At 74.7% G+C, this 16,520-nt stretch carries 3 protein-coding genes; all 3 read left to right on the top strand.

Annotated elements, in window-relative coordinates; genetic code table 11:
* Positions 1–95 precede the first annotated feature (95 nt).
* The 3 genes from GPA10_RS09125 to GPA10_RS09115 all read left to right on the top strand — a co-directional run bounded on the left by GPA10_RS09125 (position 96) and on the right by GPA10_RS09115 (position 16,518).
* On the top strand, positions 96–644 hold the full coding sequence (locus GPA10_RS09125; RefSeq protein WP_157165049.1) for a MarR family winged helix-turn-helix transcriptional regulator: 549 nt from the start codon (positions 96–98) through the stop codon (positions 642–644).
* A complete protein-coding gene (locus tag GPA10_RS09120) occupies positions 641–1,084 on the top strand; it encodes a MarR family transcriptional regulator (protein WP_157165048.1) in 444 nt (147 codons plus the stop codon). Before GPA10_RS09125 ends, GPA10_RS09120 begins: the two co-directional genes overlap by 4 nt.
* Positions 1,085–2,787: 1,703 nt before the next feature.
* Complete coding sequence (locus GPA10_RS09115) at positions 2,788–16,518, top strand: type I polyketide synthase (protein ID WP_157165047.1); 13,731 nt, start codon at positions 2,788–2,790, stop codon at positions 16,516–16,518.
* Positions 16,519–16,520 lie beyond the last annotated feature (2 nt).

The following is a 16,520-nucleotide window of genomic DNA, read 5'->3' as shown; positions in this document are numbered from 1 at the left end:
AGAAAACGGCGAGGCGCGCACGGCCCGGCCGCCGCCGCACACAGTAGCCCTGCGCATAGTAGCTATGTACATAGTTGCCATGTACTCTATCTGTCATGAGCAAGGGATCACCGTGCCCCACACCCGGCTTCCTGGTGTGGCGGCTCGCCAACAAGTGGCGCGTCGCCGTCGACCGCGCGGTGGCGCCGCTGGGCCTCACGCACGCGCAGTACTCACTGGTCGCGTCGCTGCACGGCATGCAGCGCGCCGGTGAGCGGCCCAGTCAGCGCCGGCTCGCCGACCACGTCGGCATGGAGGCGCTGTACGTCTCCAAGCTGGCGCGCGCCCTGGAGTCGGCCGGGCTGATCGAGCGCACCCGCGACCCCCGCGACCCGCGCGCCGTGCAACTCGCCCTCACCGAGCAGGGCCAGGCCGTGACCCGGCAGGCCGTCGCGGTGGTCCAGGAACTGCTCCAGCAGCTCCTTGAGCCGCTCGGCGGGCTCGACGCGCCCCGGACACGCGCGTTCGTCGACGAACTGACGACCCTGCTCGACGCACCTCTGGCACCCCCCGCGCCACCTGCTCCACCCGCAGCGCCTGCTCCACCCGCGCCACCCGCTCCACCCGTACTCGACGACGAGAGCACGCAGGAGACCACCCCATGACCACCACCGCCCCCGCAGCCGACCCCCGCGCCCTCGGCCTCGCCCACTACGCCGCCCGCGGTGTCCTGGAGCACGTCCTCGCCCGGCACGGCGTCACGTTCGAACAGCAGATCGCCCTGCGTGCCGCCGCCACCGCCGACACCCCGCAGACACCGGACGACCTCGTCGCACAGGTCCAGGTCACCCTCAAGACGGACCCGGCCGGCATCCGCGTCACGCTCGACGAGCTGCTGGCGCGGCAACTGCTCGTCGCCGACGGGGCGCACCTGCGCGCCACGGACGCGGGCCACACGCTGTTGTCCGTCATCGGTACGGAGGCCGCCCCGCTCACCGCCCGCATCTGGGGCGGGATACCGGCCGCCGACCTGGCCGCCACCGGACGCGTCCTGGCCCTGGTCAGGGAGCGCGCCGACGCGGAACTCGCAGCCTTGCGCAAGTGACCGGAATACTCCGGTACTTCCGTATCGGCCCGAACGCCTGAGCCCCCGAGAGTGCCTCCGTCCTGTGGGTAGGACGCAGACGCACTCCGGGGGCTTTTTGACCGGTGGTCGGCTCCGGTGCGGACCTCGGGCGTCGGCTCGGGCATCGGCACGGCTGTCGACGTGGCAGGCGCGCGGCGGTCACTGAACGCTGCCCTGCGGTGTGCGATGTGTGAGGTGAACCACGATGCCCCGGGCATGAGACCGAAACGGGCACGAAACGGAGCCTCGCGGTGGCCAAACGGGCACGGCGGGCACCGGGGGCGCCCGCTTCCCCGGACGGGTGTGCGCCACCTCGAACGTGTCGACGTCAGGTGTCGCGGACGCGAAGTGTGTGCGTCGATGGCAGGTGGTGCACGGCATCCGCCATTCGCGTCGGCATATGTGCGGGGGTGTTCGCCGCGACAAGCGGCGCGGGCCAATGATGCTTACGCGCAAGTAAGGATGTGTTGTTTCGCTTCCGATAACCACAAACAGGGAGGCTGGTACGGGCAGTGGCCATTCCGATACGGTTGTGCCAGCACGGGATCGCGGGTTTTCGCGATCCGTCCGACGTCCGCGCGACCCCACCGCGCCTCCAATCGAGATTTCCGGGGCGTCGTTCCCCCCGGACTCTCCGTTTCGCGCCGGTGCCCGCGTCGAGTCCATATAAAGGGGGGCCAAGGCACAGTGACCCAGGATGCAGGTTCCGGTGCTTCCAGACGGGCGCACTCCACTGCCATGCGAAGACCGGATCGGTCTGTCGAACGCAGTCGAACACACATCACCTCCGCCGTGCCGCTGTACTCGGCCCGCGTATCGCAAACCTCACTTCCGACTTGTGTTTTGACGCGGTCGGAACGGAGTTATTGCATTGTCTTTCCGCGAGCCCCCGCGACCATGACGGCATCGGTCATCTCCCTGCCATGAACCGGCCACTCCGGCGACATGTTGTGGCGCGCCGACGTGCCTTCCGGCCGGCCGGACCTGAGGCGCCGCCGCTTCGGCCTCGGGCGTGCCCCGTGTTCGGCAGTCGGGTGCCATGACCCGTTGACGCGTCTCTGACGTGCGCGTACTTGCGGAACCCCGTTGTGAGTGAGGGGCCCCGCACGCGCTCGGCGAGGCGGCCCAGCCGTCGCCTGCGGCCGTCGGGCAGGTGACGTGTAAGCGGCATACAGTTGGCGCGAAGTTGGTGTTTCAGGGGCCATCTACCGCGTGCTGGCTTGTTATCGGGGGATGCCTGGCCGGAAATTGACGGTCCTATGTCCTGAGGGTGTCGGGCAATGCGCCCGATGTTGCCCTCCCGGTACCTTCTCGGCTGCCCTTCTCGTCATGGGACCGGGCAGGATTCGTTGTGTCCACCGGGCAGGAGCCGACCTCCGCCCGCCTCTCGGGGGAGTGTCCAGAGTCGGTAAATTCCGTAAGTCGGCGCGGTAAATTCCGCACGGCTGCGCACGTCGGTACGCGTTCGCGCGTACCTGACAAGCATTCCCTCACCTGGGGTGGGGGTCATCCTGTAACACGGCTGCAATGTGTCCGAGCGTGAATAGTCCTCGGTTGACAATTACTTGAGCGCTGGCTTGACTATCGGCCGTTGTCTCGGCGCATTGGCCGAGAAAAGCTCGGGCCAATTCGGCCAGCAGATGTTGAGTTCCAGCGAACGACTGACGGGGGCGGAGACTGCCATGTGCGAATCAGCACGAGTGGACGCCGGTACTGTCGCTGTCATCGGGGCCGCACTCGCGGCGCCGGTGCGGGCGGAACGGGTTCCCGGTGTACTGGCCGAGCTGACCGGTGTGCCGCTGCCCGCGGACCGGACGGCCGAACTGGAGTCGGCGTGGAGGGCCTGCGAGGACGCGGGTGTCCACGCGGACGGCCCGACGGGCGTCGGCGTGTTCCTGGCCGCCGGCGGCCGGGGCGCGGACGACGACGCGGAGCACGCCGGTGAACTGGCGCGTGTCCTCGGCTTATCCGGACCGCGGCGCGCCGGGGACGACCCCGTCGCCGACGCCGTGGCCGCTGTGCGGTCCGGGGAGTGCGATGTCGCGCTGGTCGGCGCGGTTGCCTCGGGTGGTGCGATTGCCTGGAGCGGCGCGGGTGGTGCGGTTGCCTCGGGTGGTGCGGACGCCGCCGCTGGTGCGGGTGGCTCGGGTGGGCCGGATGCCTCCGGGGGTGCGGACGACACAGATGGTGCGGTTGTCTCTGGTGGCACGGGTGGCACGGGTGGCACGGGTGGCCCGAGTGCCGCGGGTGACTCGGGCGGTGCGGGTGGCGCGTTCGTCGTGATCGCACGTGCCGACGGGCCGCGGACCGCGACCTTCGGCTATCTCCTCGGCCCCGACTCCACATGGCCCGACAACGTTTCCTCCCTCGCCGAAGCCGCCCTGGCCGCAGGGCGCCCCGCTCCCGGTCGCTCGGTTCCCGGCGGCTCCGCTTCCTCTGACGACGACTCCACCCCCGACGAAACCCCCGTCCCCGTCACCCTGTCCGCCCACAGCCCGGACGCGCTGCGTGCCCGTGCCGCAGGGCTGCACGCGCTGCTCGGTGCCGAGCCGGAGCTGCCGGTCGTCGATCTCGCCTACTCCCTCGCCACGACCCGGCCCGCCCTCGCCCACCGTGCCGTCCTCGTCGGCGGGAACCGCGCCCGGCTCGCCGGTGACCTGCTCGCCCTCAGCGAGGGCCGGCTGCCGCTGCCGGGGCTCACCCTGCCCGTCCGGGAGCACCCGGCCGGGGCGCCCGCGGCGGACGGACCCGTCTTCGTGTTCCCCGGGCACGGGCCGCAGTGGCCGGGCATGGCCGACGAACTGCTCGCCGCCTCACCGGTGTTCGCCGAGCATCTGCACGCCTGCGCGGAGGCCCTCGCCCCGCACGTCGACTGGCCGGTCCTCGACGTCCTGCGCGGCGTCCCGGGCACGCCGTCCCTGGAACGGCCGGACGTGGGCCAGCCCGCGCTCTGGGCGATGATGGTGTCCCTGTCCGCCCTGTGGCGGTCCTGGGGCGTACGGCCTGGCGCCGTGATCGGCTCCAGCGTCGGTGAGATCCCGGCCGCGACAGTCGCGGGCGCGCTGTCCGTCGAGGACGGCGCGCGCGCCGTGGCCCTGTTCAGCCAGGCGCAGGTGCACCTGCTCGAACAGGGCGTGATGCTGTCCGTCCTCGCGCACGCCGACGACGTACGCGAGCGGCTCGCCCGGTACGAGGGTCTCGACCTGGCCGCCGTGCACGGCCCCCGCTCGGTCCTGGTCTCCGGCACCGAGGACGCGGCCACCGAACTCCTCGCCGAACTGGCCGCCGACGGCGTCAGGGCCAGGAGCATCGCCATCCGGCTCGCGGCGCACGGCCGCCAGGTCGACTCCATCCTCGACTCGCTGCGCGCCGACCTGGACTGGGTCCGCCCCCGCGCGACGGACGTACCGATCTACATGGCCACCACGGGCGCACGCGTCGACCCGCTCACGCTCACCGTGGACCACTGGTGCCGCGACGTGCGCGGCACCGCGAACCTCCACGGCGCCACGCGTGCCGCCCTCGCCGACGGGCACCGCCTCTTCCTCGAACCGAGCCCGCACCCCGTCCTCACCAGGGCCGTACAGGAGACCGCCGAGGACGCCGGTGTCGAGGCCGCCGTCGTCGGCACGCTGCGCAGGGACCGGGGCGGCGCCGACCAGACGACCGCCGCGCTCGCCGAACTGCACGCGCACGGCGTGCTGCCCGACTGGAACGCGGTGTTCGCGGGCCGCGACGCACGCGCCGTGCCGCTGCCGCCCTACCCGCTGCACGCGGCCCCCGAGGCCGCCCCCGCAGCGTCGTTCGCCGACCGGGTGTCGGCCGCCCCCGACCGCACCGCGTTCCTGCTCGACGTCGTCCGCGCCCAGGTGGCCACCGTCGTCGGCGGCACCGTCACCGGGGACTCCGGGACCACCGGCGGCACCCCGTACGACGCCGACATCGACGCGCCGCTGCTCGAACTCGGCGTCGACTCGGCGGGCGCGGTGTCCCTGCGCAACCTCCTGAACGCCGCCACCGGCCTGAACCTGCCCGTGTCGGCGGTGTTCGACAACCCGACGTGCCGAGGCCTCGCCCGGCACATCGACCGGGTCCTGCTCGGCGTCCCCGTCGACGACGACGAGCCGATCGCCGTGACGGCGGCCGTCGACGACGACCCGATCGCGATCGTGGCGATGAGCTGCCGACTGCCCGGCGGTGTGCGCAGCCCCGAGGACCTGTGGGAGTTCCTCGTCGCGGAGGGCGACGGCGTCACCGCGTTCCCCAACGACCGCGGCTGGGACCTGGAGGGCCGCTACGACGAGGACGCCGAGCGCGCGGGCGGCTACTACCAGCGCGAGGCCGGTTTCCTGCACGACGTCCACCAGTTCGACCCCGAGTTCTTCGGGATCTCGCCGCGCGAGGCCCTCGCGATGGACCCGCAGCAGCGGCTGCTCCTGGAGATCTCCTGGGAGGCGATCGAACGCGCGGGCATCGACCCGACGGGCCTGCGCGGCAGCCGGGCCGGTGTGTTCGTGGGCGCGATGGCGATGGACTACGCGCCGAAGCTGCACGAGGCCCCCGCGGACCTGGAGGGCTATCTGCTCACCGGCAACACCGCGAGCGTCGCGTCCGGCAGGCTCTCGTACACGTTCGGATTCGCGGGTCCCGCCGTCACCGTCGACACGGCGTGCTCGTCGTCGCTGACCGCTCTGCACATGGCCGTGCAGTCGCTGCGGCGCGGCGAGTGCCCCCTCGCGCTCGCGGGCGGCGTCACGACCATGTCGACGCAGGGCCTGTTCGTGGAGTTCAGCCGTCAGCGCGCGCTCGCCCCCGACGGGCGGTGCAAGGCGTTCTCGGCGAGCGCGGACGGCTTCGGCCTCGCCGAGGGCGCCACGATGGTGGTCCTCGAGCGGCTGTCCGACGCGCGCCGCAACGGACACCCCGTGCTCGCGCTGATCAAGGGCACCGCCATCAACCAGGACGGCGCGTCCAACGGCCTCACCGCCCCCAGCGGCCCCGCGCAGCGCAGGGTGATCCGGCAGGCCCTCGCCGACGCGGGCGTCCCCGCCGCCGAGGTCGACGCCGTCGAGGCGCACGGCACCGGCACCCGCCTCGGCGACCCCATCGAGGCGGACGCCCTCCTGGCCACGTACGGCCAGGACCGGCCCGCGGACCGACCGCTGTGGCTCGGGTCGGTGAAGTCCAACATCGGCCACACCCAGGCGGCCTCCGGCGTCGCGGGGCTCATCAAGATGGTGCTCGCGCTGCGCCACGGCGTCCTGCCCCGCAGCCTGCACATCACCGAGCCCACCCCGCACGTCGACTGGACGACCGGCGCGGTGTCGCTGGTCACCGAGGCCACGCCGTGGCCCGAGGCGGGCCGGCCCCGGCGGGCCGGCGTGTCCTCGTTCGGCATCAGCGGCACCAACGCCCACGCCGTCCTGGAGCAGGCGCCCGAGGAGAACCCGGCCGAACCGCCGTCGGCGTCGGGCCCGGTTCCGCTGGTGCTCTCCGCCCGTACGGAGGAGGCCCTGCGCGCCCACGCCGGGCAACTCGCCCCGGTGGTGGCCAGGTTCGCCCCGGCGGACGTGGCGTCCACCCTGCTGTCGCGGTCGGCCTTCGACCACCGCGCCGTGGTGGTGGCGGGCGGCACCGACGCGCTGGCGGCAGTGGCAGGCGGCATGGAGTCGGCCCGGGTTGCCGTAGGCGTGGCGCGCCCCGCGGGGCAGGTGGCGTTCGTGTTCCCGGGTCAGGGTTCGCAGTGGCTCGGCATGGGTGCGGATCTTGCCGCGTCGTCGCCGGTGTTCCGTGCGTCGTTGGACGCGTGTGCCGAGGCGTTGGCTCCGTTCGTGGACTGGTCGTTGTACGAGGTCCTCGGTGACGCGGCCGCGTTGGAGCGGGTGGATGTGGTGCAGCCCGCGTTGTGGGCGGTGATGGTGTCGCTGGCGGCGCTGTGGCGTTCGTACGGTGTGGAGCCGGACGCGGTGGTGGGTCACAGTCAGGGGGAGATCGCGGCGGCTCATGTGGCGGGTGCGTTGTCCCTGGAGGACGCCGCGAAGGTGGTGGCGCTGCGGAGCAAGGCGATTGTGGCGTTGTCGGGCCGGGGCGGCATGGTGTCGCTGGCCGTGACCGTCGAGCAGGTGCGGGAGCGTATAGCGCGCTGGGACGGGCGTATATCGGTGGCCGCGGTCAATGGGCCTCGTTCGGTGGTGGTGGCGGGTGACGCGGACGCGCTGGACGAGTTGATGGAGTCCTGCGCGGTCGATGAGGTGCGGGCCCGGCGGGTGCCGGTGGACTACGCCTCGCACTCGTCGCACGTCGAGCGCATCGAGGATGCCTTGGCGGAGGCCCTTGCGGGGGTGGAGCCGCGGGAGGCCGGTGTGCCGATGCTGTCCACGGTCACCGGTGAGTGGCTGACGGGGACCGAGGTGGGTGCCGGGTACTGGTACCAGAACCTGCGCAACACCGTGCGGTTCGAGGACGCGACCCGTGGTCTGACGGAGCGTGGCGTCGGCGTGTTCGTCGAGTGCAGCCCCCACCCCGTCCTCACCATCGGCGTGCGCGAGACGGTGGAGGCCGCGGAGCGCGACGCCGTCGTCGTGGGCACGCTGCGCCGGACCGACGGCGACCTCGACCGGTTCCTGCTCTCCGCCGCCGAGGCGTACGTGGAGGGCCTGCCGTTCGACTGGAGTGCCGTGGTGCCCGCGGGACGCACCGTCGACCTGCCCACCTACCCCTTCCGGCGCCGGCGGTTCTGGCTCGACGAGACGGCCCGCCCGACGGCGGCCGGCGACCCCGCCCTTGAGGAGTTCTGGTCCGCGGTGGAGCGTGGCGACCTCGCGGCCACGCTGGACGTGCCCGCCGACGCGCCCCTCACCGACGTCCTGCCGAGCCTCGCCGACTGGCGCCGCCGCACGCAGGAGCGGTCCGCCGTCGACTCCTGGCGGCACCGCGTCACCTGGCGGCCCCTCGCCGCCTCCGACGCCCCGGCCCTGACCGGCACCTGGCTCGTCGTCGGCTCCCCGGCCGAGGCGGAGCACCCGTGGCGGGCCGCGGCCGTCGACGCGCTGCGCGCCCACGGCGCCGACGTCCTGGAGATCGACGTCACGACCGACGGAGCGGGTGACGAGGCGGCCGACGGAACGGGTGCCGAGGCGGCCGGCGGAACGGCCGAGGAGGCGGCCGACGCCACGATCGCCCGCACAGCCGACGCGCTGCGCGCCCTGGACGTCGTCCCCAGCGGAGTGCTGTCCCTCCTCGCCCTCGACGAGCGGCCCGACGCCGCGTCGCCGACCGTCCCGAACGGCCTCTCCGGCACGCTCGCCCTCGTACGGGCGCTCGGCGACGCCGGGATCGACGCGCCGCTGTGGCTGGCCACGACCGGCGCGGTGTCCGTCGGACGGTCCGACCCGCTGACCCGCCCCGTACAGAGCCAGACCTGGGGTCTCGGCCTCTCCGTCGGCCTGGAGCACCCCGAACGCTGGGGCGGCCTGGTGGACCTGCCCCCGGCCCCCGACGCCAGGACCACCGGGCGGCTCGCCGCCGTCCTCGCCGGACCGTCGGACGAGGACCAACTCGCGATCCGTGCCTCCGGCGTGTCCGTACGACGGCTGCTGCCCGCCCCCGCACCGGCCGACGCGCCCGCCTGGCGCGCCACGGGCACCGTACTGATCACCGGTGGCACCGGCGCCATCGGCGGCCACGTCGCCCGCTGGCTCGCCGCCAACGGCGCCGAGCACATCGTCCTGACCAGCCGCAGCGGCATGGACGCGCCCGGCGCGAGCGAACTGCGGGACGAGCTGACCGGGCTCGGCGTGCGGACCACGATCGCCGCCTGCGACGCCGCCGACCGCACCGCGCTCGCCGACCTGTTCGCCCGGCTCGACGCCGACGGCACCCCCGTCCGCTCGGTCTTCCACGCCGCGGGCACCGTGCCGTCCCTGCCGCTCGCGGAGACCGGCACCGCCGACCTCGCGTACGCCCTCGGCGCCAAGGCCGTCGGCGCCGCCCACCTGGACGAGCTGTGCGCCGGACGCGAACTCGACGCGTTCGTGCTGTTCTCCTCCGGGTCCGCGGTATGGGGCAGCGGCGACCTCGGCGCGTACGGCGCCGCCAACGCCTTCCTCGACGGCCTCGCCCAGCGCCGCCGCGCCGAAGGGCTGCCCGCCACCTCGGTGTCCTGGGGCATGTGGGCGGGCGGCGGCATGGTCACCGGCGACCTAGACGACCAGCTGCGCCGCCGCGGCCTGCGCCCCATGCGGCCGCAGCTCGCGGTCGGCGCGCTCGCCACCGCCCTCGCGACGGGCGAGACGACCCTGACGGTCGCCGACGTCGACTGGGCCCGCTTCGCCCCCGGCTTCACCGCGGCCCGCTCCCGCCCGCTCATCGGCGAGATACCCGGCGTCGTCGCGCTCGCCGAGCAGGACGTCGTGGACGAGCCGGCCGCGGGCGGCGCCCTCGCCGAACGCCTCGCCGGGCTCAACGACGCCGACCGGCACCGCCTCCTGCTCGACCTGGTCCGCGGCCACGCCGCGGCGGTCCTCGGCCACGAGGGACCCGACACCGTCACGCCCGACCGGGCGTTCCGCGAACTGGGCGTCGACTCCCTCACCGCCATCGAGCTGCGCAAGCGACTCAACACCGCCACCGGCGTACGGCTGCCCGCCACCGTCGTCTTCGACCACCCGACGCCGGAGGCCCTCGCCGAACAGCTGCACTCCGTGGTGCTCGGCGAGCGGCAGACCGCGCCCGCCGCGCCCACGGGCACCGCCACGGCGGCCCGCGCCGACGACGACCCGATCGCCGTGGTCGCGATGAGCTGCCGCTACCCCGGCGGTGTCCGCGGCCCCGAGGACCTGTGGTCGCTCGTCGTCGAAGGGCGCGACGCCGTCGGCGCGTTCCCCGACGACCGGGGCTGGGACACCGACCGCCTGTACCCGGCCGACGCCGGGGACCACGGCCGCAGCACCACCCTGGAAGGCGCCTTCCTCGACGGGGCGGGCGGCTTCGACGCGGGATTCTTCGGCATCGCCCCGCGCGAGGCCCTGGCGATGGACCCGCAGCAGCGGCAGGTGCTCGAACTGGCCTGGGAGGCCTTCGAACGGGCCGGTATCGACCCGTCCTCCGTACGCGACAGCCTCACCGGCGTCTTCGTCGGCGCCTCCCCACAGGGCTACGCGGGCACCCTGGAACAGGCCGCGCCCGAGATGGACGGCTACCGGCTCACCGGTGACGCGCTGAGTGTCGTCTCGGGCCGCATCGCCTACTTCCTCGGCCTGCGCGGGCCCGCCGTCACCGTGGACACCGCCTGCTCGTCGTCCCTGGTGGCCCTGCACCTCGCGGTGCAGGCGCTGCGGTCGGGGGAGTGCTCGATGGCCCTCGCGGGCGGCACGGCGATCATGGCGTCGCCGACGCCCTTCGCCGAGTTCAGCCTCCAGGGCGGCCTCGCCCCCGACGGCCGCTGCAAGCCCTTCGCGGACGCCGCCGACGGCGTCGGCTGGGGCGAGGGCGCCGGCCTGATCCTCCTCGAACGGCTCTCCGACGCACGGGCCAACGGCCACGAGGTGCTCGCCGTCGTCCGGGGCTCCGCCACCAACCAGGACGGCGCCTCCAACGGCCTGTCCGCGCCCAGCGGACCCGCGCAGCAGCGCGTCATCCAGGCCGCCCTCGCCAACGCGGGCCTCTCCACCGGCGACGTGGACGCCGTCGAGGGCCACGGCACCGGCACCCGCCTCGGCGACCCCATCGAGGCGCAGGCACTCCTCGCCACCTACGGCCAGGGCCGCCCCGCCGACCGGCCGCTGCTCCTCGGCGCCCTGAAGTCCAACATCGGCCACACCCAGGCCGCTTCGGGCATCGCGGGCGTCATCAAGATGGTGCAGGCGATGCGCCACGGCGTGCTCCCGCGCACCCTCCACCTCGACCGCCCCTCCGAGCACGTGGACTGGACGACCGGCGCCGTCGAACTCCTCCCCGAGCAGCGGCCGTGGCCCGACGCGGGCCGCCCGCGGCGCGCCGCCGTCTCCGCGTTCGGCGTCAGCGGCACCAACGGCCACGTCATCCTCGAACAGGCCGACAACCTCGAACAGGCCGACATCCTCGAAAAGACCGAACCCGCCCCCGGGCAGGACCCCGCCGTTTCCGCCGCTCCCGCCGCCGAGCCCGTCGGCCGCACCCTCGCCTGGGCGCTGTCCGCCCGCGACACCGCCGCGCTGCGCGAGCAGGCCGCCCGTCTCGCCGCCACCGTCGACGCGCGCCCGGACCTCGACCCGGCGGACGTCGCCGCGACCCTCGCCACCGGCCGGGCCGCGCTCGACCACCGCGCGGTCGTCCTCGGCACCGGCACGCCCGCCCTGCGCGCGGGACTCGACGCCCTCGCCGCGGGCACCGACGACGCGGCCGTCGTCCGCGGCGCCCCCGACGGCGGCAGGCTCGCCGTGCTGTTCTCCGGACAGGGCTCCCAGCGCGTCGGCATGGGCCGCGACCTGTACGCGGCACACCCCGTGTTCGCCGACGCCCTCGACGAGGCGTTCGCCCACCTCGACCCGCACCTCGACGTGCCGCTGCGCGACATCGTCTTCGGCGACGACCAGGCCGTCCTGGACCGCACCGAGTACGCCCAGCCCGCCCTGTTCGCCGTCGAGGTCGCCCTCTACCGGCTGTGGGAGTCCTGGGGCATGCGGCCCGACGCCCTCGCGGGCCACTCGATCGGCGAGCTGGCCGCCGCGCATGTCGCGGGCGTCTTCTCACTGGCCGACGCCGGCGCGATCGTCGCCGCCCGCGGCGCGCTCATGCAGGCACTGCCCGCGGGTGGCGTCATGGTCGCGGTGCGCGCCACCGAGGACGAGATCGCACCGCAGTGCACCGAGCACGTCGGCATCGCCGCCATCAACGGCCCCGACTCGCTGGTGCTCTCCGGCCGCGAGCACGAGGTGATGCAGCTCGCCGACCGCCTGAAGGCGCAGGGCCGCAAGGTGACCCGGCTGCGGGTCAGCCACGCCTTCCACTCGCCGCTGATGGAACCGATGCTCGCGGAGTTCCGCCGCGTCGTCGAGGCCGCCACCGCCCACCCGCCGACCCTGCCGATCGTGTCCACCCTGACCGGCGAGCGGGTCGACGCCGGGGAACTCGCCGCGCCGGACCACTGGGTCCAGCACGTGCGCAGGCCCGTACGGTTCGCCGACGGCGTCACCACGCTCGTCGCGCAGGGCGTCACGACGATGGTGGAGGTCGGACCCGGCAGCGTGCTCACCGCGATGGGCCAGGACAGTGCCCCCGGCGCCGTGTTCGTGCCCACGCTGCGCTCCGACCGCCCCGAACCCGACACGCTGGCCCTCGCCGCCGCCCACCTGTACGTGCGGGGCGCCGACCTCGACCTCGCGGCCGCCCTCGGCGCCCACGGCACCCACGTGGACCTGCCCACCTACGCGTTCCAGCACGAGCGGTACTGGCTGACCGCGGCCGTCGCCCCCGCGGGCGACGGCGCGACGGCGGCCCTCGGTGTCGCCACGGGCGACCACCCGCTGCTGCGCGCCGCGGTCGCGCTGCCCGACTCCGACGGGGTCGTCTTCACCGGCAGGCTCTCCACGCGGACCCAGCCCTGGCTCGCCGACCACGGCGTCGGCGACCGGGTCCTGTTCCCCGGCACCGGCTTCCTCGACCTCGCCCTGCACGCCGCAGGACACTGCGGGCTCGACACGGTCGAGGAACTGACCCTGCACGCACCGCTCGTCCTGCCCGAGCGCGGGGGCCGCGACCTGCGCGTCACGGTCGGCGCGGCCACCGAGGACGCCGCGGGCACGGCGAGCGGCAGGCGGAGCGTCCGCGTGCACTCGCGCGCCGACGACGCCGACCGGGACGCGCCGTGGACGGAGCACGCGACGGGCACCCTCACGACGGGCGAGGCCCCGGCGACCGAGCTGTCCGAGTGGCCGCCCCGGGGTGCGGCCCCGATGGACGCCGACGGCATCTACGACCGCCTCGTCGAACTCGGCTACGGCTACGGGCCGGTGTTCCGCGCGGTGCGCGCGGCCTGGAGCCTCGGCTCCGACGTGTACGTCGAGGTGTCCCTGCCCGAGGGCACCGGCGGCGAGGGCTTCAGCGTGCATCCCGCGCTGCTCGACGCCTCCCTGCACGCGCCGGTCCTGCGCGCCCTCGACGAGAGCGGCGGCGGCCCCCGGCTGCCGTTCAGCTTCACCGGGGTGCGGCTGCACGCCGTCGGCGCCTCGACGCTGCGGGTGCGCTGGACGCCGACGGGGCAGGACGAGATGTCGCTGGCCGTCGCGGACCCGGCGGGCAGGCCCGTCGCCACGGTCGAGTCCCTCGTGATGCGGCCGGTGGACCTCCGCAGGGCCGCGCCAGGGACCGCCGACGCCCTGTTCTCGCTGGAGTGGGAGCCCGCCGCCGGGTCCGCGGAGGAGCGGCAGGTCGCGCTCGCCGTACTCGGCGCGGACGGTTCCGGTGATCACGCGGACGGTTCCGGTGGCCACGCGGACGGTTCCGGTGGCCACGCGGACGGCCTCGGCGCTCTCGCGGCCGACCTCGGCTCCGACGTACCGGTCGTGTCCGGATTCGGCGCCCTGGACGGCGTCACCGACCTGCTCGCCCTCTGCCCTCGCCCGGCAGGCACGTACGACGCGGCAGGCACGGACGATGCGGCAGGCACGGACGACACGTACTCCACGCACGACACATACGACACGGACGGTGCGGTCGGCGCGGACGCGCAGGCAGTGCGCGACGCCCTGTCCTGGGCGCTCGCCCTCGCCAAGGGCTGGCTCGCCGACGAGCGGACGGCCGGGACGCGCCTGGTGTTCGTCACCCGTGGCGCCGTCGCCACCGGGACGCCCGACCCGGCGCAGGCCGCCGTGTGGGGGCTCGTGCGCTCGGCCCAGACCGAGAACCCCGGCCGGTTCGCGCTGATCGACCTCGACGGCGCCGCGGAGTCCGCCCTCGCCGTACGGGCCGCGCTGGCCTCCGGTGAACCCCAGTCCGCGGTGCGGGCGGGAGCGGTCACCGCGCCGAGGCTCGCCCGCGCCACCGCCGACCACCTGCTCGCACCGCCCGCCGAGGGCCCCTGGCGCCTCGACGTCCCGGCCCGCGGCTCCCGTGGCTCCCTGGACGGCCTCGCCCTGGTGCCGCACCCCGAGGCCGAGGCGCCCCTCGCGCCGGGCCAGGTGCGGGTCGCCGTACGGGCCGCCGGCCTCGACTACCGGGACGTCCTCGTCGCCCTCGGCACCCACCACGGCGAGGGCGGGCCGGGCAGCGAACCCGACGGCGTGGTGACCGAGGTCGCGGGCGTCGTGACGGAGGTCGGCGCGGCGGTGACCGACCTCGCCGTCGGCGACCGCGTCCTCGGCATGGCCGCCAAGGGCTTCGGGCCGCTCGCGGTCGCCGACCGCAAGCTCCTCGCCCCGGTGCCCGCCGGCTGGTCCTTCGCCCACGCCGCGTCCGTGCCGCTCGCGTTCCTCACGGCCTACTACGCCCTGCACGACCTGGCGGACCTGCGCCCCGGCGAGGCCGTGCTCGTGCACGACGCGGCGGGCGACGTCGGCCTCGCGGCCGTGCGGCTCGCCCGCCACTGGGGCGCGGAGGTGTACGCGACGGCGAGCCCCGCCGACCAGGACGCCGTACGCGCGGCGGGCGTGCCCGACACGCACCTGGCGTCCTCGCTCGACACCGGCTTCGCGGCACGGTTCGCCGCCGAGACCGGCGGGCGCGGCGTGAAGGTCGTCCTCAACTCGCTGGTACGGGAGCTGGTGGGCGCCTCGCGGGAGCCCTCCGAGGACTCCCCGGAGCTGCGGGAGTTCGTGCGGGCCTCCCTGGAACTGCTGCCCGACGGCGGCCGGTTCATCGAGCTGGGCAAGGCCGACGTCCCCGAGCCCGACGACCTGCCGCCCGGCGTCAAGTACGCCACGTTCGACCAGACGCAGCCGGACCCCGACCGCTTCCAGGACATGCTGGCCGAGGTGCTGGAGCTGTTCGCGGCGGGCGCCCTCAGCCCCCTGCCGGTGCGTGTCTGGGACGTCCGCCGCGCACCCGAGGCGTTCCGCCACCTCAGTGAGGGCCGGCACGCGGGCAAGGTCGTCCTGACGGTGCCCGCCCCGCTCGACCCGGACCGCACGGTCCTGGTCACCGGCGGCCTCGGCACGCTCGGCGCCCTGGTGGCCCGGCACCTCGTCACCGAACGCGGTGCCCGCAACCTCGTCCTCACCGGACGCAAGGGTCTCGCGACCGACGGCGCGCGGGAGTTGCGCGACGACCTTGCGGCCCTCGGCGCCGAGGTGACCGTCGCGGCCTGCGACGTGTCCGACCGTGCCGCGCTCGCCGCGCTCCTCGCCTCCCTCGACCGGCCGCTCGGCGCCGTCGTGCACGCGGCGGGCGTCGTCGACGACGGGGTCCTCGACGCGCTCACGCCCGAGCGGGTGGACCGCGTCCTCGGCCCGAAGGTCGACGGCCTGCTGCACCTGGACGAGCTGACCCGGGACGCCGACCTGTCCGCGTTCGTCGTCTTCTCCTCGGCGGCCGGGATACTCGGCAGCGCGGGCCAGGCGAGCTACGCGGCGGCCAACGCGGCACTGGACGCACTCGTCCGGCGCCGCCACGCCCTCGGTCTGCCCGGCGTCTCCCTGGCGTGGGGCATGTGGGCGGCGGCGAGCGGCATGACGGCGGGCCTCGCCGCCGACGACCGGGCCCGGCTCGGCCGCTCCGGCATCCTCGAACTGCCCACCGACACCGCCCTCGCGCTGCTCGACGCCGCGACACGGGACGACCGCGCCGCACTCGTGCCGGTCCTCCTCGACACCGCGACGCTGCGCGGCCAGGCGGCGGACGGGACGCTGCCCCCGACGCTGCGGGGCCTGGTCCGCGCACCCGCCCGCCGCGTCACGGCGGCGCCCGCCGCCGTGGGCGCGACCTTCACCGACACCGTCGCGGCGCAGTCCGCGGCGGACCGCGAGCAGACGGTCCTCGACCTGGTCTGCGCGCAGGTCGCCGCGGTCCTCGGCCACTCCGCGGGCACCCAGGTCGACCCCGGCCGCGCCCTCCAGGACCTCGGCTTCGACTCGCTGACCTCCGTGGAGCTGCGCAACCGCCTCACCGCGGCCACCGGCCTGCGGCTGCCCTCGACGCTGGTGTTCGACCACCCGTCGGCGGCGGCGATCACCCGGCACGTCCTGACGCTGCTCCCGAGCGCCGAGCCCGAGGCGGAGACCGGCGTACTGGACCAACTGGACCGGCTGGAGAGCACGCTGCTCGCCCTCACCGACGACGGCACCGCCACCAAGGTCGACCTCCGGCTGCGGGCCCTGCTCGCCCGGTGGAGCGACGCACGCGCCGACGACGCCGCCGACGACGCCGGGTCCGACGACCTCTCCGCGGCCACCGACGACGAACTCTTCGGCTACCTCGACAACGAACTCGAGACCTCGTGACC

The organism is Streptomyces typhae (genome assembly GCF_009755605.1).
Taxonomy (GTDB): Bacteria; Actinomycetota; Actinomycetes; order Streptomycetales; family Streptomycetaceae; genus Streptomyces; species Streptomyces typhae.
Note: the sequence above shows the minus strand (reverse complement) of the source record. Positions and strands in the feature narration are given on the sequence as shown.

Bases quoted from the DNA above. Each gene is read 5' to 3' on its own strand.
- GPA10_RS09125 (WP_157165049.1), top strand. From the start codon at position 96: ATGAGCAAGGGATCACCGTGCCCCACACCCGGCTTCCTGGTGTGGCGG.
- GPA10_RS09120 (WP_157165048.1), top strand. From the start codon at position 641: ATGACCACCACCGCCCCCGCAGCCGACCCCCGCGCCCTCGGCCTCGCC.
- GPA10_RS09115 (WP_157165047.1), top strand. From the start codon at position 2,788: ATGTGCGAATCAGCACGAGTGGACGCCGGTACTGTCGCTGTCATCGGG.